Consider the following 19420-nt stretch of genomic DNA (forward strand, 5'->3'; position numbering starts at 1 on the left):
GAGGCCGGTTTTTTTATGGGCGGGATAAACCCAGCGACGGATCAGTCGTTGTAGTCTTCCCAGCCGCCCATTTGTTTCCAGCGATTGACGATGCCGCAGAACAGCTCAGCCGTCTTCTCGGTGTCGTAGCGAGCCGAGTGGGCCTCACGACCGTCGAAGTCGATATCGGCTGCCTGACAGGCCTTGGCCAGTACGGTTTGGCCGTAAGCCAGACCGGCCAGGGTTGCCGTATCGAAGCTCGAGAACGGATGAAACGGGTTGCGCTTCATGTCCAGGCGCGCGACGGCGGCGTTAAGAAAGCCCAGATCGAAGCTGCTGTTGTGCCCGACCAGAATCGCCCGTTTGCAACCGTTGGCTTTCAGAGCCTTGCGGATGCCGCGGAAGATGTCGGTCAGCGCGGCTTCTTCACTCACTGCCATGCGCAGCGGGTGATCGAGTTTGATCCCGGTGAATTCCAGAGCAGCCGCTTCGATGTTTGCGCCTTCAAAAGGCTCTACGCGGAAGAAGTAAGTGTGGTCGGGGTACACAAACCCTTTTTCGTCCATGCCGATGGTAGTTGCGGCAATTTCCAGCAAGGCGTCAGTGGCAGAGTTGAAACCACCGGTTTCAACGTCGACAACGACTGGCAGGTATCCACGGAAGCGCTCAGCCATCGGGTGGCGCGAACCACCTCCGCCGCCTTGGCCGTCCTGTTCGTCGTCGAAATGGTCTTCACTCACGCGTGTTCCTCCAGCAGGCGCCAGCGCAGTTTTTCACCGGCGCGCAGCGGGATTACGGTCAGCTCGCCAAATGGCAGGCTGGTTGGGGCGGTCCACTCATCGCGGACCAGGGTGATGCGATCGGTGTTCACCGGCAGGCCGTAGAAGCGCGGGCCGTTCAGGCTGGCAAAGGCTTCGAGCTTGTCCAGCGCGTTGCGCTGTTCGAAGGCTTCGGCATACATTTCGATCGCTGCATAAGCGGTGTAGCAACCGGCACAGCCGCAAGCGGCTTCTTTGGCGTGCTGGGCATGGGGCGCCGAGTCGGTGCCGAGGAAGAACTTGTCGCTGCCGCTGGTGGCGGCGTCGAGCAGGGCTTCCTGATGGGTGTTGCGCTTGAGGATCGGCAGGCAATAGAAGTGCGGCCGAATCCCGCCCACCAGCATGTGGTTGCGGTTGTACAGCAGGTGATGCGCGGTGATGGTCGCGCCAACATTGGCCGAAGCCTCGTTGACGAACTGCACGGCGTCAGCGGTGGTGATGTGTTCGAACACCACTTTGAGCGTCGGGAAACGCTCGACGACACGACGCATGTGCTCATCGATGAAGATTTTTTCGCGATCGAACACGTCGACATCGCCACGGGTGACTTCACCGTGAACCAGCAAGGGCATCCCGACTTCGGCCATGGCCTCGAGTGCAGGGAAAATCTTGTCGATGCTGGTGACACCGGAGTCCGAGTTGGTGGTCGCGCCGGCCGGGTACAGCTTGGCGGCGTGAATGAAACCACTGGCCTTGGCCTCGCGAATTTCTTCGGGCTGGGTGCGGTCGGTCAGGTACAGCACCATCAACGGTTCGAAGCGGCTGCCAGCCGGGCGTGCAGCGAGAATCCGCTGGCGATAGCCGTCGGCTTCAGCGGTGTTACGCACCGGAGGTACCAGGTTGGGCATGATGATGGCGCGACCAAAGGTGCGCGCGACATCCGCGACTGTATTGGGCAACACAGCACCATCGCGAAGATGAATATGCCAGTCGTCGGGACGCAGCAGGGTCAGGCGGTCGGACATGAGGGGATTCCAGGCGGGTCAAACTGAGGGGAATGCTACCGGAAAAGACTCTTCCAGGCACTCGCTATCAAGTTTTGCTGGAAGCTTCCGATATCCAACAGGTATGCCGTAAACATCTGTGTGTCGGTCTTTTTGTTGTAGAAGCCAGTGGAGCCTCCCGTGCGCCAGCGTTATTTAGCCTTGCTCAGCGTGTTTGCCAGCCTTCCAGCGATGGCGCTCACTTTCCAGACCCGTCTGGAGAGCATCGAGTGGACGGTCGAAGGAGACAAGTTCGAGTGCCGCCTGAGTCAGCCGATCACCGATTTTGGTTCGGGTGAGTTCGTGCGCCGCGCTGGCGAGCAAGCGACGTTTCGTCTGAAGGCCTATAACTCGATGATCGGCGGCGGTTCGGCGACGTTGCTGGCGGCGGCTGCACCCTGGCAGCCGGGCCGTGGTGACATCAACCTCGGTTCTGTGCGGATCGGCAGCGGCAATGTGCTGTTCAACAGTTCGCAAGTACAGGCCGGCCGCTTGATCAGTGGGCTGATGGATGGCCGCAGTCCGGTCGTTCGACATTACTCTGGCGATGGCCGGGTGTCGGAAGTGCGCCTGTTGCCGGTCAAGTTCAGCAAGGCCTTCAACGACTATCAGGGCTGCGTGGCGAAGCTGCTGCCGAAGAATTTCGAGCAGGTTAAGCAATCGCAGATCGGCTTCCCCGGCGAAGGCCTCGATCTCGACGCGCAGGCCAAGGCGCAATTGCAAGTGATGCTGGAGTTCATGAAGGCCGACCCGACGGTCAACCACATCGAACTCGATGGTCACTCCGACAACAGCGGCAACCGCCTGACCAATCGTGATTTGTCGCGGCGTCGGGCCCTGGCAGTCATGGAGTTCTTCAAGGCCAACGGCATTCAGGAATCGCAGATCACCGTGCGCTTTCATGGCGAGCGTTATCCATTGGCGCCCAATACCAATTCCGCCAACCGGGCGAAGAACCGTCGAGTCAATGTGCACCTCGCGCGCGTTGCGCCCACCGAAACGCCGGCCCCTCAGGCCACTGCATCGGCGAGCGCCGCGTCGACCTCCTGAACCCGCTGTTATCGTCGCTCACTCGACATAATCTGTCGCTTCGTCGTCATAAGCTGTCGCGCCTCTGTAAATTATCCTGCATGACCGGTAGACTTGACGGCTTTCCGTAGAACCCCGTGGAGTGATGGCATGGCGGACGTAAACAAGGTCGTTCTGGCGTATTCCGGCGGCCTGGACACTTCGGTGATCCTCAAGTGGCTGCAGGATACTTATAACTGTGAAGTCGTGACCTTCACCGCTGACCTGGGTCAGGGCGAAGAGGTCGAACCTGCACGCGCCAAGGCACAGGCCATGGGCGTGAAAGAGATCTACATCGACGACTTGCGCGAAGAATTCGTGCGCGATTTCGTTTTCCCGATGTTCCGCGCCAACACCGTTTACGAAGGCGAGTACCTGCTGGGTACTTCCATCGCTCGTCCGTTGATCGCCAAGCGCTTGATCGAAATCGCCAACGAAACCGGTGCTGACGCCATTTCCCACGGCGCTACCGGCAAGGGCAACGACCAGGTTCGTTTCGAACTGGGCGCCTACGCCTTGAAGCCAGGCGTGAAAGTGATTGCTCCGTGGCGCGAATGGGACCTGCTCTCCCGTGAAAAGCTGATGGATTATGCTGAAAAGCACAACATCCCGATCGAGCGTCACGGCAAGAAAAAATCCCCGTACTCGATGGATGCCAACCTGCTGCACATCTCCTATGAAGGCGGCGTGCTGGAAGACACCTGGACCGAGCACGAAGAAGACATGTGGAAATGGACCGTCTCCCCGGAGAAGGCTCCAGATAAAGCGCAATACCTGGAACTGACCTACCGCAACGGCGATATCGTCGCACTGGACGGCGTCGAAATGACCCCGGCTACCGTGCTGGCGACCCTGAACCGTATCGGCGGCGAACACGGTATCGGCCGTCTCGACATCGTCGAGAACCGTTATGTGGGCATGAAGTCCCGTGGCTGCTACGAAACCCCTGGCGGCACCATCATGCTGCGCGCTCACCGTGCGATCGAATCGATCACCCTGGACCGCGAAGTGGCTCACCTCAAAGACGAGCTGATGCCTAAATACGCCAGCCTGATCTACACCGGTTACTGGTGGAGTCCTGAGCGTCTGATGCTGCAACAGATGATCGATGCGTCCCAGGCACACGTGAACGGCGTTGTGCGCCTGAAGCTGTACAAGGGCAACGTGATCGTCACCGGTCGCAAGTCCGACGAATCGTTGTTCGATGCCAACATCGCGACCTTCGAAGAAGATGGCGGCGCCTACAACCAGGCCGACGCGGCGGGCTTCATCAAGCTCAACGCCTTGCGCATGCGTATTGCGGCGAACAAAGGCCGGAAGCTTTTCTGAGATCTTTGAAACCGTAGTGGAACGACGTTAATAGAGTTGTGGCCTTGTCGGTGACAAGGCCACAATTTTGAATAGGGGGGAGTTTTTCTGCCGGACGTCGTGTTATCAGCGCCCTTTTTGTATCTGTAATACCTTCCTTCTGTTTCCTCTCTCTGAATGCTCTTCAAGCGTTACCTGCTGCGTGTCAGGTAAAAAGAGTGATCAAGAATCGTTAGACCGTGTGAGTTCAAATTGTAAGCAATGCAAAGCGTTGGTCCGCTGCGATTCTTGGCCTGTTTTGATTGCTTGCTTGCGCTTTCCTTCAGTAATGCCTCCGAATCGGTACAGGTGAGAAATACGATCACTTGTGCTGGGCTTCCCTGCGGCTGCCGGTTTTTTTCAATCCAGGCACCGAATTCCATTTTCTTGTTCAGCCACCGCGCATCGACGATGTGCAGGTTTTTTAGCGGCTCGGCCAGGCAAACGTGCTGTAGAGTCGAGAGGCCCGTCTGAATACCGATCCGGACGGGAGGGTTCTTCAGGTTATCAGGTCGCTGACCGCGTTCAGCGTTGTCCATCACTTTTACAAAATGCTTTCCCTTGCCGTAATCGGACGGCGCGTACAGCGACCGATAGTTGAAATTGAGTGTGGCGAAGAAAAGAAAAAGCAAATAAAAAGGGAAACTGATCAGGAACCAGATATAGAACTCCCGCTCCTTATTGTCGAGAAAGGGCAGTGAGACGGCGGCCGATGTTTCAGAAATAGCGGCAAATATTGCAATAACTGTCATGGGGTTGACGATTTTTTTCTTTGATTTGATCATGTTTTTTGCTCATTGGAATATTGTATTTTCTCGGTTGATTGATCTTTTTGGTTTTCATTTTAATAACTAAGTGGTCGGTGTTTATATTTGTTCGCTACTCCTTTTTAGTTTTGGCTTTCGAAGGTTTGATAGTAACGGTATTGAGCGTGCAGCGGGTACCTCTGTTGTTGAGTTTTAGGTGGTGATGGGTCGAGTTTGTTGTTGAGGTGTTGCTTGGTGTGATTTTTTATTACAGCCTTGGTGTGCGGTGTTTGTGGTATGGGGTTTCAAGTGGGTAAATATCAGTTACTGTTAAGGGTAGCTCAATAGTCAGTATTCGTTGGATCTCTTGCGATGAACCCTGTTATTTGGTTTTCTGGTTGTAAACAGAAACAAAAAAACTGCGGATAATCGAAATGTTTTCAGGTTGATAAAGTGTTTGCCCCCGCCAGTATTTTTGGAAATTTGTAAGACAATTCTTTAATGTCTGTAGGGAATGTCTCTCGGTGTGGGTGGCCGAGGGGGGCGGCATGCCATGGGTGAAACGACTAGGCTATCGTGCGGGCTCTAAAAATTCGAACAGCGAAAATTGGACTTGCCCATGAATAAAGTGCTGATCGTGGATGATCACCCCGTCATTCGTCTTGCGGTACGTATGCTAATGGAGCGTCACGGCTACGAAGTTATTGCAGAGACAGATAATGGCGTGGATGCGTTGCAACTTGCCCGTGAGCATATGCCGGATATTGTTATCCTGGATATTGGAATACCGAAACTTGATGGGCTGGAAGTTATTGCGCGTCTGACATCGACAGCGATGCCCATGAAAGTGCTGATATTAACTTCCCAGGCGCCTGGGCATTTTTCCATGCGTTGCATGCAATCCGGTGCCGCCGGGTATGTCTGCAAACAACAGGATCTCACTGAGTTGCTCAGTGCAATAAAGGCAGTATTGTCAGGCTACAGTTACTTTCCGAATCAAGCCTTGCATACCGTACGTTCCAGTTTGGGAAACGCCAGTGAAGCCGATATGGTGGATCGTCTGTCGGGACGGGAAATGATGGTCTTGCAACAATTGGCCCGAGGCAAGACCAACAAGGAGATCGCCGATGGAATGTTCCTCAGCAATAAGACCGTTAGTACTTACAAGACTCGTCTGTTGTTGAAGCTCAACGCTCGCTCCTTGGTCGACCTGATCGAATTGGCCCAACGCAATGGTTTGGTGTGACTGTCTCAACGTTTGACAAGGCGCGATGAGTGGGGGGGTATCAGGGGTCGGCACTTAGTAAAAAGCCTCCGTTTCGGGAGGCTTTTAGGTGTCATAGGTCAAAATCGTAATCGGCCAATTGCTTTTGCAGTCGGCGCTCCTCCAGCAGATTGTCGATGGTACGGCGTTTGCTCAGGTTGGTCTTCGCCACTTCAACCACCGGTTCAGCATCATCTGCCTCAACAGGGGTGAAGTCGTCTTCTACGTCCAATTGCTCTTTGCCAGCGCTCATAGTGTCACTCCAGGCTAAGACTGCCTTTGGCGCTCCTTATATCGATAATCTCCCGGCGGGTAAAAAAGATTTTTTCAATCGATAAATCGAAAAACCTAATAGCGCCTCAATCGTCCGATGTCTTTTGCTTGTATTCGCACAAGTCTTCGATCCGGCAACTGCCGCAGCGAGGCTTGCGGGCAAGGCAAACGTAGCGTCCGTGGAGGATCAGCCAGTGATGGGAGTCGAGCAGATATTCCTTCGGCACGAACTTCATGAGTTTTTGCTCAACCTCGACCACGTTTTTACCTGGAGCAATGCCGGTGCGGTTGCTGACCCGGAAAATATGCGTGTCCACGGCCATGGTCAGCTGACGGAATGCGGTGTTGAGCACCACGTTGGCGGTTTTGCGGCCGACGCCGGGTAACGCTTCCAGCTCTTCACGGGTTTGCGGCACTTCGCCTCCATGACGCTCCATCAGCAAGCGACAGGTCTCGATCACGTTTTTGGCTTTGCTGTTAAACAGGCCGATGGTCTTGATGTATTCCGACAGTCCCTCGACACCCAAGGCATAAATTGCCGCCGGTGTATTGGCCACCGGGTAGAGCTTGGCGGTGGCCTTGTTGACGCCGACATCGGTCGACTGCGCGGAGAGAATCACGGAGATCAGTAATTCGAATGGCGAGGAGTAGGCCAGTTCGGTCTTCGGTTCCGGGTTGTCTTCGTGAAATCGGCGAAAAATTTCCAGACGTTTTGCGGCATTCATGGGCAGTGCGTTTCCTCGAAGGCGGTCAGTGAGAGGGCGTCGAGCGGGTCCAGGCCTGACGTGCGGCGATCAGCAGTCCCAGCAGAATGAATCCGCCAGGGGCCAAGGTGGCCAGGCGCAAGCCACCGTCGGCAGTCAGCACCCAGCCTTGCCAGTCCGCTTGCGCAGTGCCCGCCAGCCATGGCAGATGGCTGCCGAGTGTTCCGTTGCCAATGAGCTCACGCAGAAAGCCAAGGCCCGTCATCAACGCGCCGAACAGGCCACACAGGCGCAGGCGATCACGCCAGGCGCTCTGGAGAAAGCCGGTGTGTTCCAGCACAACGCATTGCAAGGCAATCAATCCTGCATAGAACCCTACATGTTGGTGCCATTGCAGCGACCAGACTTGCGCGGCGAGCTCCGCGCAACTGGTCAGTGTGGCCGCCAGCAGGACGCTGGCAAGCAAATGTGTCGCCGGGACAAGTCGGGATCGCAACGCGCCCATGCTCACTCCAAAGGTACTGATCACCACGATGAACATCAGCCACAAGCCCAGAGCGGACACCAATGAATCCGTGGCACCGATCAGCGGCGCAAGCATCAGTGAATTCTGCAGCGTCGATGACTTATTCATGAGCGCTGCTCCCGATCAACTGTTGCTGATGTTCGTCGAAGTAGCGCAACGCGTCATGGATGGCGTTGATGACCGCTCTCGAAGTAATGGTCGCGCCCGCTATTTGATCGAATTGTCCCTGATCCTTTTTCAAGGCCCAGCCATTGTCGGCAGGTTCGGTTCGGGACGTTCCGGAAAATGCCTGAAGCCAGGTATTGGGCCAGTCGGCGAGTCGACCGCCCAGCCCCGGAGTTTCCGATTGCTTGAGCGTTTTGACGCCCAGTACCTTGCCGTTTGCGCCGATGGCGATCTGCAATTCGATGGAACCCTCGTAGCCCAGGGTCTGGCTGCGCAGTAACACGGCGCTGGGTTGGCCAGTCTTGGTCGCCAGGTAGCCACCCAGCAGCGTGCTGTTGGCCAGCCCGGTATTTTCGAGGGCGAGTGGCTGTTCCAGCGGCTGATTGTCGTAGCTTTCAGCCGGGAGCAGGTCCAGCAGGTTACGACTGTCGATCAGGCGCTGTTCGGCCGCAATGCGCGGCGCGCTGGTGTGTTGCACGAGGTAAGTCGCGCCAATCCCCAGGCCTGCCAGCAACACCAGGACCACAACGCTCGACGCTCGGCTCATGGCGCACCCCGTTCCAGTCTGGAGGCGGAAAACCGCTCCAGCGCCGGCACACAGAGGTTCATCAACAGCACGGCAAAGGCTACGCCGTCCGGATAACCACCCCAGGTACGAATCAGGTACGTCAGCAGCCCGACGCCCGCGCCGAACAGCAGTCGTGCGCCGGCGCTTTTTGCGCCGGACACCGGTTCTGTGACGATGAAGAATGCACCCAGCATGCTCGCACCAGTGAGCAGATGAAACAGCGGCGAACCATGGGAGTCGGAGCCCGAGCCGTTCCAGCACAGCAGGCTGATGATGAACAGGCTGGCGAGCATGCCGACCGGCGCATGCCAGCTGAACACCCGTCGTTGCAGCAGAAACGCGCCGCCCGCCAGAAAGGCCAGGTTGACCCACTCCATGCCTCGCCCACCGAAATGACCGAACGCCGGGTTAGCGGCAAACAGTTCATCCATGGTCAGGCTTTTGTTGATCCGCAGGCTGTCCAGCGCCGTGGCCTGGACCCAGGCATCTGGCGTCTGCCCGAGGCTGAACCCGAACACCTGCTGCAAGCCGCCGATCAGGTCCAGCCCATGGGATGACGGCCAGTGGGTCATCTGTTGGGGAAAGGTCACCAGCACCAGGGCGAAGCCCAACATTGCCGGGTTGAACGGGTTCTTGCCAACGCCGCCATACAGGTGTTTGCCGAACACCATCGCGAACGCCGCGGCACAGACCGTCAGCCACCACGGGCAATAAGGCGGCAAGGCCAGAGCCAACAGCGTCGCGCTGACCAGCGCACTGCCATCGCTCAAGCTCGGCTTGAGCGCAAGCTTGCGCAAGCGCAACACGATCGCTTCAACGGCCAGTGCGGTAACACCCGTCAGAATCAGGTTGATCAATACGCCCCAGCCATACAGCCAGAAAAACACCAGCATTCCCGGCACGGTGGCCAGCAATACCAGCTTCATGGCCTGTTGAAGGCGCTCGTCGACCGATTCAAGGGGCGGCATAGGCATCCACCTGACGCTCGGCTTCATTCACCGCGAGTTCCAGGGCTTCGATCTGCTCAGTCGGCGCTTCGCTGGTTTGAGCTTTCTTGAGTTCGGCACGGCGCATGGCCAACTGGATCTTTGCCCGATTCAGCTGCGCATTTTTCGCCGGAACTACGGGGGCCGCAGCTGGCGGTGCAGTACTTTCCAGTTTCGCCAAAGCCTGTTCGGCAACCTCGAACTGCTGTTGCAGAACGATCAGCTGCGATTGCTGTTCGAAGGTCGGCGGATGCCCGAACGCCTTGAGTGACTTGTTCAGTTGCGCCCGACTCATCGCCAGATCGATTTTGGCCTTTTTCAACGCCGCGTCCGCATTGGCTGCCTTCTGTGCGCGGACTCGCTCAAGAGCGGCCTGAACCGGGTCGAGTGTCGCTACCTCACTTTGCTGGGCGGCGCGCTGGGCGCGGGCCAGACGTTCGGCGATTTTCTGTTCTTCTTCGCGATGCAGGCGAGCGTTGCGCTGTTCGAATCGGCGCCGTGCGTGATTGCGCTTGGCCGCTCGGGCGCGTTGTTCCTCAAGGCTGAACGCCAGGCCGCCGACAATCGGCAGCACGGTGTTCAGCGGCAACGGCCGCATCTCGATGCAATCCACCGGGCAGGGCGCTACGCACAGGTCGCAACCGGTGCATTCATCGACGATTACCGTGTGCATCAATTTCGCCGCGCCGACAATGGCATCCACCGGGCAGGCCTGGATGCACTTGGTGCAGCCAATACACTCCGCTTCACGAATGTAGGCGATCTGCGCCGGGGCCGAACCGCGACTGACGTCCAGTTCCAGCACCGGCACTTTCAACAGCTCGGCCAGGGCCGCGATGGTCTCGCTGCCGCCCGGCGGACATTTGTTGATCGGTTCGCCGCTGGCAATGCCTTCGGCGTACGGTTTGCATCCGGGGTGGCCGCACTTGCCGCATTGGGTCTGCGGCAAGAGGGCGTCGATGCGTTGAATCAGACTCATGTTTTGATCAGTCCGCTGAATCCGAGAAAGGCCACTGCAATCAATCCGGCGCCGATCAGGTCGATAGGCAGGCCGCGAAAGGGCAGGGGGATATCATTTTCGATTGTGCGTTGGCGCAGGTCGCTGAACAAACTCAGTACCAGCCAGAAACCCAGGCCGGCACCCAGGCTCAGGGCCATGGCGTGGAAGAAGCCTTTGTCGTCCTGAGCGTTGAGCAGCGTCAGGCCGAGTACGCCGGCGTTGCCCAGCAGCAGGGGCCAGAGACCATCGAACGCAAGCTTTGGAAGTAACCGGGAAAGCACTTTCAGCAGCGGGCCAATCAGCAGAACGCTTAATGGCAGGAAGACGAAAAGGCGCAGCGACGTCAGCTCCAGCGGAACCAGCAACCAACGGTAGGCCGAGTAGCCCAGCGTGCCGACGATCAGCATCAAACACGTCGTCGCAAGGCCCAGCGCGTGGACCTGCCGGTGTTCGTTGCCCAACAGCGGATCGACGCCCAGCGGCCAGTGCAACACGAGGTTGTTGATCAGGGCAGTGCTGATAAGCGTAAGAACAATTTCGGTCATGATCTGTCTACCTGAAGTGTCCGTATCCACACATCGTTGGGCTGCTGGGTAAATCTGTAGGAGCTGCCGCAGGCTGCGATCTTTTGACTTTGTTTTTTGAAGACAAGGTCAATAGATCGCAGCCTCGTTTCACTCGACAGCTCCTACAAGGTGAGTCCGGAGTTGAGAGATAGTATGGGCCAGACATGAAAATCCCACAGTCGCGCCAGGCACGACTGTGGGATCGGTTTACAGCAGAGCCTTACTTGATGCGCTGACCTGGCTTGGCGCCGCTGTCAGGGCTGAGCAGGTAGATTTCTTCACCGCCAGGGCCAGCCGCCATCACCATGCCTTCGGAGATGCCGAACTTCATTTTCCGTGGCTTGAGGTTGGCGATCATCATGGTCAGACGACCATTGAGCTTGGACGGGTCCGGATAAGCGCTCTTGATCCCGGAGAACACGTTGCGTTGCTCGTCACCGATGTCCAGAGTCAGGCGCAGCAGTTTGTCGGCACCTTCCACGTGTTCGGCCTTGAGGATCAGGGCGACGCGCAGGTCGACAGCGGCAAAGGCATCGAACTCGATCTCCGGCGACAGCGGATCCTTGGCCAGTTCGCCATTGCCGGCAGGTGCAGCGTCGCCGGTGTCGGTAGCGCTGGCGGTCAGGTCTTCTTTCGAGGCGTCGCTCATGGCTTGCACTTTTACCGGGTCGATACGGGTCATCAACGGTTTGAACTCGTTCAGCTGATGGTTGCTGAGCAAGGTAGCGTGGTCGTTCCAGGTCAGCGGCGCGACGTTGAGGAACGCTTCGGCGTCGGCGGCCAGCAGCGGCAGTACCGGTTTGAGGAAGATCACCAGCTGGCGGAACAGGTTGACGCCCAGGGCGCAGATGGCCTGGACTTCGTCTTGCTTGCCTTCCTGTTTGTTCAGCGACCACGGCGCCTTGTCGGCGATCCAGGCATTGGCACGGTCGGCCAGGCCCATGATCTCGCGCATGGCACGGGCGAAGTCGCGAGCCTCGTAGGCTTCGGCGATGCTCGGCGCTGCGGCGAGGAACGCTTCGGTCAGTTCCGGTGCGGCATTACCCGCCACCAGTACACCGGCGTTGCCTTTGTGGATGAAACCGGCGCAACGGCTGGCGATGTTGACGACTTTGCCGACCAGGTCGGAGTTGACCTTCTGCACGAAGTCTTCGAGGTTCAGGTCCAGGTCATCGACGCCACGGCTCAGCTTCGCCGCGTAGTAGTAGCGCAGGTATTCCGGCGACAGGTGGTCGAGATAGGTCCGGGCCTTGATGAAGGTGCCGCGGGATTTGGACATTTTCTGACCGTTGACGGTCAGGTAGCCGTGCACGTTGATGCCGGTCGGTTTACGGAAACCGGCGCCTTCGAGCATGGCTGGCCAGAACAGGGCGTGGAAGTTGACGATGTCCTTGCCAATGAAATGGTACAGCTCGGCGGTGGAATCCTTGCCCCAGAACGCGTCGAAATCAAGTGTAGGCGTGCGGTCGCAGAGGTTCTTGAAGCTGGCCATGTAACCGATCGGCGCGTCCAGCCATACATAGAAGTATTTGCCTGGCTCGTCCGGGATTTCGAAACCGAAGTACGGCGCATCGCGGGAGATGTCCCACTGTTGCAGGCCGGCATCCAGCCATTCGGCGATTTTGTTCGCCACGGCTTCTTGCAGGGTGCCGCTGCGGGTCCAGGCTTGCAGCATTTCCTGGAAGTCCGGCAGCTTGAAGAAGAAGTGCTGGGAATCCTTGAGCACCGGGGTGGCGCCAGAGATCGCCGACTTCGGATCCTTCAGGTCAGTCGGCGCGTAGGTCGCGCCGCATTTTTCGCAGTTGTCGCCGTACTGGTCTTCGGTGCCGCATTTCGGGCAGGTGCCCTTGATGAAGCGGTCGGCCAGGAACATTTTCTTTTCCGGGTCGAAGTACTGAGTGATCGAACGCTGGGCGATGTGCCCGGCGTCGCGCAGCTTCAGGTAGATCTGGCTCGACAGCTCACGGTTTTCTTCGGCGTGAGTGGAGTGGAAGTTGTCGAAGTCCACCAGGAACTCGGCAAAGTCGGCGCTGTGTTCAGCCTGGACGTTGGCGATCAGTTGTTCCGGGGTGATGCCTTCCTTTTCCGCGCGCAGCATGATGGCCGAACCGTGGGCGTCGTCGGCGCAGACATAAATGCATTGATTGCCGCGGTGCTTCTGGAAGCGCACCCACATATCGGTCTGGATGTATTCCAGCATGTGGCCAAGATGGATCGAACCATTGGCATAGGGCAGGGCGCTGGTAACGAGGATCTTGCGTGGCTCGGACATGGGGCTCGGCTACTTGATGAAACGGAGGTCGGCCACTATAAAGCGCCGGCGCATATTTTTCACCCCCGCGACCCGTATCCACGGTCCATGTAGCAGCTGGCGAAGCCTGCGTTCGGCTGCGCAGCAGTCGTGAATCCGGGCAACTCGGTCTACCTGAAACACCGCGGTGTCTGGTTTTACGACTGCTACGCAGCCGAACGCAGGCTTCGCCAGCTGCTACAGGTTGCGTTCAGCCACAGGATATTTGTCACATCCTGAAAGCATGCCGTCCGGACTATAGAACAGGTACGATACCCGCCTGATTTTCCAGTCTTGCTATCGGAGTTGCCCATGAGCGCCGTCAATCGCGCAGCGGTGGAAGCCGTCCTTCGCCAATACACCGACCCTTATCTGAACCAGGACCCGGTCAGCGCCGGGTGCGTACGCGGCATCGACATTCAGGGTGATCGCGTCAGCGTCCAGCTGGAGCTGGGTTACGCCGCCGGTCTGTTCAAGAGTGGCTGGGCGCAGTTGCTGCAAATGGCCATTGAAGGGCTGGACGGCGTGACCATCGCCCGCGTCGAGATCACCAGTGTCATTGCCGCGCACAAGGCTCAAGCGCAGATCCCGGGGCTGGCCAACGTCAAGAACGTGGTGGCCGTGGCGTCCGGCAAGGGCGGTGTGGGTAAATCCACCACTGCCGCCAACCTCGCCCTGGCCCTGGCCCGCGAAGGCGCCAAGGTAGGGATCCTCGACGCGGACATTTACGGACCGAGCCAAGGCATCATGTTCGGCATCCCTGAAGGCACCCGACCCAAGATCAAGGATCAGAAGTGGTTTATTCCGATCGAGTCCCATGGTGTCGAAGTCATGTCCATGGCGTTCCTGACCGACGACAACACGCCGATGGTCTGGCGCGGGCCGATGGTTTCCGGCGCCTTGTTGCAACTCGTCACTCAAACCGCCTGGGGCGACCTGGATTACCTGGTCATCGACATGCCACCAGGCACCGGTGACATCCAGCTGACCCTGGCGCAGAAAGTCCCGGTGGCCGGCGCGGTGATCGTTACCACGCCACAAGATCTGGCATTGCTGGACGCGCGCAAGGGTGTGGAAATGTTCCGCAAGGTCAACATTCCGGTGCTGGGCGTGGTGGAAAACATGGCCGTGCACATCTGCTCCAATTGCGGACATGCCGAGCATCTGTTCGGTGAGGGCGGTGGTGTGAAGCTGGCCAACCAATACGGCGTCGAACTGCTGGCTTCGTTGCCGCTGGCGATGGCCATCCGCGAACAGGCCGATGGCGGCAAGCCAACGGTGATCGCCGAGCCTGACAGCCCGATTGCGATGGTTTACCAGGAACTGGCCCGCCATGTCGGCGCGCGAATCGTGTTGCAGGAAGCGGTATCGCCAGCGATGCCGAATATCACCATCAGCGACGATTGATTCGCTGAAAAAGATCGCAGCCTCGCTTCGCTCGACAGCTCCTACAGGTGTAACCCAATCCATGTAGGAGCTGTCGAGCGAAGCGAGGCTGCGATCTTTTGATTTTGCTTTAAATCCGCAACCCGCCATCCAACTCCATAATCCGACCGGTGTAGTAGTCGTTTTCGAAAATGTACGCCGCCGAATGGGCGATCTCTTCAGGCGTGCCCATGCGCTTGAGTGGAATCGCGGACGTTATCTTCTCCAGCGCCTCAGGCTTCATGCTCAGCGTCATTTCGGTTTCAATAAAGCCCGGTGCAATGGCTGCCACACGAATACCGTAGCGTGCCAATTCCTTGGCCCATGTCACGGTCGCCGCGGCGACACCGGCCTTGGCGGCGGAGTAGTTGGTCTGGCCGGCGTTGCCGGCGCGGGAGATCGACGAGATATTAATGATCGCGCCGCTGTTGTTCAGCTCGATCATTTTGGCCGCGACTTCACGGGTGCACAGGAATACGCCGGTCAGGTTGACGTCGATGACCGACTGCCACTGGGCCAGGCTCATCTTGGTCATCTCGCCGTCCTTGACCTTGATCAGCAGACCGTCGCGCAGAATCCCGGCGTTGTTGATCAGGCCATGGATCGCCCCGAAGTCCTCGGCAACCTGGGCGACCATGTGGGTCACTTGCTCTTCATTGGCGACATTACACAGATAAGCGCGAGCCTCGACGCCTTTATCTCTGCAAGCGGCGACGGTGTCGTCGAGCTTTTCCTGGTTCAGGTCCACCAGCGCCAGCTTCGCGCCTTTACCGGCGAAATACTCGGCCATGGAGCGGCCTAAACCCTGGCAACCGCCCGTGATAATGATTACTTTGTCAGTGAGTTGCATTCGCATGCCCCAATAGCAGGTCAGAGGAGTGGTTTCCTTTTAGAGAGTAGCCTCTCAATCTGCACCTGATACGGCTTGGTTGCACATGAGAACTGCCCCGATGGCGTACTGGAACTTATCCCCAGGCGCCTGTCCGTTTTTTCGACGGATTCTATATAAGGAGTCATAAATTGAGCGTTGAAGCGGCCAAGAATGCCCGAGAATTGCTTCTCAAGGAATACCGTGGAGTGCTCTCGACACACTCCAAGGCGATGCCCGGTTTCCCGTTTGGCTCCGTGGTTCCGTACTGTCTGGACGAACAGGGCCGGCCGCTGATCCTTATCAGCCGTATCGCCCAGCACACCCACAACCTGCAGAAAGATCCAAAATGCTCACTGTTTGTGGGCGAGCGCGGGGCCGAAGATGTGCAAGCCGTTGGTCGCCTGACCTACCTCGCCGAAGCGGAAAAGCTCGAGGACGACTCAGCCATCGAAGCGGCGGCTGAGCGTTACTACCGCTATTTCCCGGATTCGCAGAGCTACCACAAGGCTCATGATTTCGATTTCTGGGTGCTCAAACCGGTACGTCACCGTTACATCGGCGGCTTCGGTGCGATTCACTGGGTCGATCAGTTAACGCTGGCCAACCCGTTCGCCGGAAAAGCCGAAGCGAGCATGGTCGAGCACATGAATGCCGATCACGCCAAAGCCATCGCCCACTACGTCGAACTGGCAGGCCTGCCGAAAACCGAGCCGGCGCAACTGGCGGGTATCGACACCGAAGGCATGCACCTGCGCATTGGTCAGGGGCTCTATTGGTTGCCGTTTCAAACGCCGTGTAATACGCCGACACAAGTGCGCGAAGCCTTGGTTTTCCTGGCTCACGCTGAACATTGGCCGAAAAATGAAGTGGCCGACGCTTGAATTCACGAATCGGCGACGTCATCTAGGGAAGACTGGCAAGGCATTCTTGCGTTGAGGAACCATTTGATGCGCCCTTTTTTATTGCTCTTTGTGCTGTTTCCGGTGTTGGAGCTGTTCGTATTCGTCAAGGTCAGCGGGGCGATCGGGTTTTTCCCGGCCCTGCTGCTGGTCATTCTCGGCTCGATGCTCGGCGTGTTCGTGCTGCGTATCGCTGGTCTGGCAACCGCATTGCGTGCTCGTGAAAGCCTGAACCGCGGCGAGTTGCCGGCCCAGACCATGCTCGAAGGTTTGATGCTGGCGCTGGCGGGTGGTTTGTTGATCCTGCCGGGCTTCGTCACTGATGTGCTGGGTCTGATCATGTTGCTGCCGATCTCTCGTCGACTGTTGGCCAATAAAATGCGCCAGCGTGCCGAAGAGGCGGCAATCCGTCAGCGTGCGTTCGCCGACGACCTTCAGGCACGTGGCGGTCCTGCTCCGCGCGAGCCGCTGGGCCGTGAGCCAAACGTGATCGAAGGCGAATTCGAACACCGCGATTCCAAGTAAAGCGTTTCAGCTGCACGGCACCTTCGGGTGCCGTGTTCGTTTGTGGGGCAGCAACCTGAAAAAATTTGCTTCCTCGCCCTTGTAATAAGCTTATGCGCCCTTATGTAACGGTCACCGCAAGGTTTCTGGCGATTACGCCAGACAGACTTCCGCGTCTCGCTTGTCGAGCCGCACCCGGCACCGCCGGATTTGTTAAACCCGCCGGGAATACACCGGCCGATGAAAACCACAATTAGGAGAGATCGACAATGAAGCTTCGTCCTCTGCATGACCGCGTCGTCGTCCGTCGCAGCGAAGAAGAAAAGAAAACCGCTGGCGGCATCGTCCTGCCAGGTTCGGCTGCTGAAAAGCCAAACCAGGGTGAAGTCCTCGCTGTAGGCCCAGGCAAAGTGCTGGACAACGGTGAAGTGCGTGCACTGTCCGTGAAAGTGGGTGACAAGGTTGTGTTCGGCCCGTACTCCGGCAGCAACACCGTGAAAGTCGACGGCGAAGACCTGCTGGTAATTGGCGAGAGCGAAATCCTCGCCGTTGTCGAAGGCTGATTCCCCGCTCATTTTCCCGCTACTACAAAGTATTTAAGGAATATCGATCATGGCTGCTAAAGAAGTTAAATTCGGCGATTCCGCCCGCAAGAAAATGCTCGCCGGTGTCAACGTCCTGGCTGACGCAGTAAAAGCGACCCTGGGCCCTAAAGGCCGTAACGTGATCATCGAGAAGAGCTTCGGCGCTCCGACCATCACCAAGGACGGCGTGTCCGTTGCCAAAGAAATCGAGCTGAAAGATCGCTTCGAAAACATGGGCGCGCAGCTGGTCAAAGACGTTGCCTCCCGTGCCAACGATGACGCAGGCGACGGCACCACCACCGCTACCGTTCTGGCTCAATCGATCGTCAACGAAGGCCTGAAAGCCGTCGCTGCCGGCATGAACCCGATGGACCTGAAGCGCGGCATCGACAAAGCGACCATCGCTATCGTCAAAGAGCTGAAAGCCCTGTCCAAGCCTTGCGCTGACACCAAGGCCATCGCTCAGGTCGGCACCATCTCGGCCAACTCCGACAGCTCCATCGGCGACATCATTGCCGAAGCCATGGAAAAAGTCGGTAAAGAAGGCGTGATCACCGTTGAAGAAGGCTCGGGCCTGGAAAACGAACTGTCGGTTGTTGAAGGCATGCAGTTCGACCGTGGCTACCTGTCCCCGTACTTCGTCAACAAGCCAGAGACCATGACTGCCGAGCTGGACGGTCCGCTGATCCTGCTGGTCGACAAAAAGATCTCGAACATCCGCGAACTGCTGCCAGTGCTGGAAGCTGTTGCCAAGGCCGGCCGCCCACTGCTGATCGTGAGCGAAGACGTTGAAGGCGAAGCCCTGGCGACTCTGGTTGTGAACAACATGCGCGGTATCGTTAAAGTGGTTGCCGTCAAGGCGCCAGGTTTCGGCGATCGTCGCAAGGCCATGCTGCAGGACATCGCTGTTCTGACTGGCGGTACCGTTATCTCCGAAGAGATCGGCCTGAGCCTGGAAAGCGCTACCCTGGAACACCTGGGTAATGCCAAGCGCGTCACCGTGACCAAGGAAAACACCACCGTGATCGACGGTGCCGGCGTTGAAGCTGATATCCAGTCTCGCGTTCTGCAAATCCGTCAGCAAGTGGCCGACACTTCGTCCGACTACGACCGTGAAAAACTGCAAGAGCGTCTGGCCAAGCTGTCCGGCGGCGTTGCAGTGATCAAGGTTGGCGCTGGTTCCGAAGTTGAAATGAAAGAGAAGAAAGCCCGCGTTGAAGACGCCCTGCACGCTACCCGTGCAGCCGTTGAAGAAGGCGTGGTACCTGGCGGCGGCGTGGCACTGGTTCGCGCTCTGCAGGCAATCTCCGAGCTGAAAGGCGACAACGATGACCAGAACGTTGGCATCCAGTTGCTGCGTCGCGCTGTTGAAGCGCCACTGCGTCAGATCGTTGCCAACTCCGGCGACGAGCCAAGCGTAGTTGTCGACAAGGTCAAGCAGGGTTCGGGTAACTACGGTTACAACGCTGCTACCGGCGAATACGGCGACATGATCGAAATGGGTATCCTGGACCCGGCTAAAGTGACTCGTTCGGCTCTGCAAGCGGCTTCGTCGATTGCCAGCCTGATGATCACCACCGAAGCCATGATCGCTGAGATCAAGGAAGACGGTCCAGCTGGCGGCGGCATGCCAGACATGGGCGGTATGGGCGGCATGGGCGGCATGATGTAAGCCAGCCTTACCCCTATAAAAAAGCCCCGCCTGCGATAAGCAGGCGGGGCTTTTTATTGCCCGTCATTTACCCTGTCCTGTAGGAGCAAAGCTTGCTCGCGATGAACGATAACGCGGTGCAACTGATACACCGCGGCGCCTGAATCGCGAGCAAGCTTTGCTCCTACAGGTTAACGCGAGGC

At 57.9% G+C, this 19420-nt stretch carries 20 protein-coding genes; 8 read left to right on the top strand and 12 right to left on the bottom strand.

Annotation, left to right across the window (positions count from 1 at the left end; translation table 11 throughout):
- Positions 1-41: 41 nt before the first annotated feature.
- Together rnt and pyrC are read right to left on the bottom strand one after the other, a co-directional pair.
- Positions 42-719: a ribonuclease T gene (gene rnt / locus ACA079_RS05470; RefSeq protein ID WP_149631464.1), complete on the bottom strand. Its 678-nt coding sequence runs from the start codon at positions 717-719 to the stop codon at positions 42-44.
- Positions 716-1762 (bottom strand): dihydroorotase, encoded by a 1047-nt coding sequence (pyrC, locus tag ACA079_RS05475; protein ID WP_497702831.1) that lies wholly within the window; start codon positions 1760-1762, stop codon positions 716-718. Before pyrC ends, rnt begins: the two co-directional genes overlap by 4 nt.
- A 159-nt stretch (positions 1763-1921) precedes the next feature.
- Between pyrC and ACA079_RS05480 the strand changes: the two genes are divergently transcribed.
- Together ACA079_RS05480 and ACA079_RS05485 are read left to right on the top strand one after the other, a co-directional pair.
- Positions 1922-2830, top strand: a complete 909-nt coding sequence (locus ACA079_RS05480; protein ID WP_497702832.1) for a flagellar protein MotY — start codon at positions 1922-1924, stop codon at positions 2828-2830.
- A 129-nt stretch (positions 2831-2959) separates the two neighbouring features.
- Positions 2960-4177 carry an argininosuccinate synthase gene (locus ACA079_RS05485; protein WP_007898502.1) on the top strand — a complete coding sequence of 406 codons (1218 nt, stop codon included), beginning with the start codon at positions 2960-2962 and terminating at the stop codon, positions 4175-4177.
- A gap of 170 nt (positions 4178-4347) precedes the next feature.
- On the opposite strand, the gene ACA079_RS05490 is transcribed toward ACA079_RS05485, so the two are convergent.
- Entirely contained in the window at positions 4348-4980 is a 633-nt protein-coding gene (locus ACA079_RS05490; protein WP_497702833.1) for a hypothetical protein, read from the bottom strand.
- A gap of 580 nt (positions 4981-5560) precedes the next feature.
- Here ACA079_RS05490 and ACA079_RS05495 point away from each other — a divergent pair.
- Positions 5561-6187 carry a response regulator transcription factor gene (locus tag ACA079_RS05495; RefSeq protein ID WP_008155570.1) on the top strand — a complete coding sequence of 209 codons (627 nt, stop codon included), beginning with the start codon at positions 5561-5563 and terminating at the stop codon, positions 6185-6187.
- 91 nt (positions 6188-6278) lie between these two features.
- On the opposite strand, the gene ACA079_RS05500 is transcribed toward ACA079_RS05495, so the two are convergent.
- The 8 genes from ACA079_RS05500 to metG all read right to left on the bottom strand — a co-directional run bounded on the left by ACA079_RS05500 (position 6279) and on the right by metG (position 13265).
- The gene (locus tag ACA079_RS05500) at positions 6279-6458 is read right to left on the bottom strand and encodes a PA3496 family putative envelope integrity protein (RefSeq protein WP_497702834.1); all 180 of its coding nucleotides are present in this window, start codon (positions 6456-6458) and stop codon (positions 6279-6281) included.
- Positions 6459-6564: 106 nt separating this feature from the next.
- Complete coding sequence (gene nth / locus ACA079_RS05505; protein WP_008155568.1) at positions 6565-7203, bottom strand: endonuclease III; 639 nt, start codon at positions 7201-7203, stop codon at positions 6565-6567.
- 25 nt (positions 7204-7228) lie between these two features.
- Positions 7229-7816, bottom strand: coding sequence for an Rnf-Nqr domain containing protein (locus ACA079_RS05510; RefSeq protein WP_497702835.1), 588 nt, complete (start codon positions 7814-7816; stop codon positions 7229-7231).
- Positions 7809-8420 (bottom strand): RnfABCDGE type electron transport complex subunit G, encoded by a 612-nt coding sequence (locus ACA079_RS05515; RefSeq protein ID WP_497702836.1) that lies wholly within the window; start codon positions 8418-8420, stop codon positions 7809-7811. The genes ACA079_RS05510 and ACA079_RS05515 overlap by 8 nt, the downstream gene beginning before the upstream one ends.
- Positions 8417-9409, bottom strand: coding sequence for an RnfABCDGE type electron transport complex subunit D (locus ACA079_RS05520; protein WP_497702837.1), 993 nt, complete (start codon positions 9407-9409; stop codon positions 8417-8419). Before ACA079_RS05520 ends, ACA079_RS05515 begins: the two co-directional genes overlap by 4 nt.
- Positions 9396-10406, bottom strand: a complete 1011-nt coding sequence (rsxB, locus tag ACA079_RS05525; protein ID WP_497702838.1) for an electron transport complex subunit RsxB — start codon at positions 10404-10406, stop codon at positions 9396-9398. Before rsxB ends, ACA079_RS05520 begins: the two co-directional genes overlap by 14 nt.
- On the bottom strand, positions 10403-10972 hold the full coding sequence (locus tag ACA079_RS05530; RefSeq protein ID WP_129438012.1) for an electron transport complex protein RnfA: 570 nt from the start codon (positions 10970-10972) through the stop codon (positions 10403-10405). The genes rsxB and ACA079_RS05530 overlap by 4 nt, the downstream gene beginning before the upstream one ends.
- Positions 10973-11213: 241 nt before the next feature.
- Entirely contained in the window at positions 11214-13265 is a 2052-nt protein-coding gene (metG, locus tag ACA079_RS05535) for a methionine--tRNA ligase (RefSeq protein ID WP_046047100.1), read from the bottom strand.
- Positions 13266-13595: 330 nt separating this feature from the next.
- On the opposite strand from metG, the gene apbC reads away from it, so the two are divergent.
- On the top strand, positions 13596-14690 hold the full coding sequence (gene apbC, locus ACA079_RS05540) for an iron-sulfur cluster carrier protein ApbC (RefSeq protein ID WP_497702839.1): 1095 nt from the start codon (positions 13596-13598) through the stop codon (positions 14688-14690).
- 109 nt (positions 14691-14799) lie between these two features.
- On the opposite strand, the gene ACA079_RS05545 is transcribed toward apbC, so the two are convergent.
- Positions 14800-15558, bottom strand: a complete 759-nt coding sequence (locus tag ACA079_RS05545; protein WP_497702840.1) for an SDR family oxidoreductase — start codon at positions 15556-15558, stop codon at positions 14800-14802.
- 170 nt (positions 15559-15728) lie between these two features.
- Here ACA079_RS05545 and ACA079_RS05550 point away from each other — a divergent pair, with 170 nt between their 5' ends.
- The 4 genes from ACA079_RS05550 (at position 15729) to groL (ending at position 19238) form a co-directional block, all read left to right on the top strand.
- Positions 15729-16460 carry a HugZ family pyridoxamine 5'-phosphate oxidase gene (locus ACA079_RS05550; RefSeq protein ID WP_497702841.1) on the top strand — a complete coding sequence of 244 codons (732 nt, stop codon included), beginning with the start codon at positions 15729-15731 and terminating at the stop codon, positions 16458-16460.
- Positions 16461-16526: 66 nt separating this feature from the next.
- On the top strand, positions 16527-17003 hold the full coding sequence (locus ACA079_RS05555) for an FxsA family protein (RefSeq protein ID WP_497702842.1): 477 nt from the start codon (positions 16527-16529) through the stop codon (positions 17001-17003).
- Between the two features lie 248 nt (positions 17004-17251).
- The gene (locus ACA079_RS05560) at positions 17252-17545 is read left to right on the top strand and encodes a co-chaperone GroES (protein ID WP_007948593.1); all 294 of its coding nucleotides are present in this window, start codon (positions 17252-17254) and stop codon (positions 17543-17545) included.
- Positions 17546-17594: 49 nt separating this feature from the next.
- Positions 17595-19238 (top strand): chaperonin GroEL, encoded by a 1644-nt coding sequence (gene groL, locus ACA079_RS05565; protein ID WP_415773471.1) that lies wholly within the window; start codon positions 17595-17597, stop codon positions 19236-19238.
- Positions 19239-19420: the final 182 nt, after the last annotated feature.

The sequence above is a fragment of the Pseudomonas sp. LBUM1645 genome (genome assembly GCF_059716185.1).

Bases quoted from the DNA above. Each gene is read 5' to 3' on its own strand.
- pyrC (WP_497702831.1), bottom strand. From the start codon at position 1,762: ATGTCCGACCGCCTGACCCTGCTGCGTCCCGACGACTGGCATATTCAT.
- ACA079_RS05485 (WP_007898502.1), top strand. From the start codon at position 2,960: ATGGCGGACGTAAACAAGGTCGTTCTGGCGTATTCCGGCGGCCTGGAC.
- ACA079_RS05490 (WP_497702833.1), bottom strand. From the start codon at position 4,980: ATGATCAAATCAAAGAAAAAAATCGTCAACCCCATGACAGTTATTGCA.
- ACA079_RS05495 (WP_008155570.1), top strand. From the start codon at position 5,561: ATGAATAAAGTGCTGATCGTGGATGATCACCCCGTCATTCGTCTTGCG.
- ACA079_RS05500 (WP_497702834.1), bottom strand. From the start codon at position 6,458: ATGAGCGCTGGCAAAGAGCAATTGGACGTAGAAGACGACTTCACCCCT.
- nth (WP_008155568.1), bottom strand. From the start codon at position 7,203: ATGAATGCCGCAAAACGTCTGGAAATTTTTCGCCGATTTCACGAAGAC.
- ACA079_RS05510 (WP_497702835.1), bottom strand. From the start codon at position 7,816: ATGAATAAGTCATCGACGCTGCAGAATTCACTGATGCTTGCGCCGCTG.
- ACA079_RS05515 (WP_497702836.1), bottom strand. From the start codon at position 8,420: ATGAGCCGAGCGTCGAGCGTTGTGGTCCTGGTGTTGCTGGCAGGCCTG.
- ACA079_RS05520 (WP_497702837.1), bottom strand. From the start codon at position 9,409: ATGCCGCCCCTTGAATCGGTCGACGAGCGCCTTCAACAGGCCATGAAG.
- rsxB (WP_497702838.1), bottom strand. From the start codon at position 10,406: ATGAGTCTGATTCAACGCATCGACGCCCTCTTGCCGCAGACCCAATGC.
- ACA079_RS05530 (WP_129438012.1), bottom strand. From the start codon at position 10,972: ATGACCGAAATTGTTCTTACGCTTATCAGCACTGCCCTGATCAACAAC.
- metG (WP_046047100.1), bottom strand. From the start codon at position 13,265: ATGTCCGAGCCACGCAAGATCCTCGTTACCAGCGCCCTGCCCTATGCC.
- apbC (WP_497702839.1), top strand. From the start codon at position 13,596: ATGAGCGCCGTCAATCGCGCAGCGGTGGAAGCCGTCCTTCGCCAATAC.
- ACA079_RS05545 (WP_497702840.1), bottom strand. From the start codon at position 15,558: ATGCAACTCACTGACAAAGTAATCATTATCACGGGCGGTTGCCAGGGT.
- ACA079_RS05555 (WP_497702842.1), top strand. From the start codon at position 16,527: ATGCGCCCTTTTTTATTGCTCTTTGTGCTGTTTCCGGTGTTGGAGCTG.
- ACA079_RS05560 (WP_007948593.1), top strand. From the start codon at position 17,252: ATGAAGCTTCGTCCTCTGCATGACCGCGTCGTCGTCCGTCGCAGCGAA.
- groL (WP_415773471.1), top strand. From the start codon at position 17,595: ATGGCTGCTAAAGAAGTTAAATTCGGCGATTCCGCCCGCAAGAAAATG.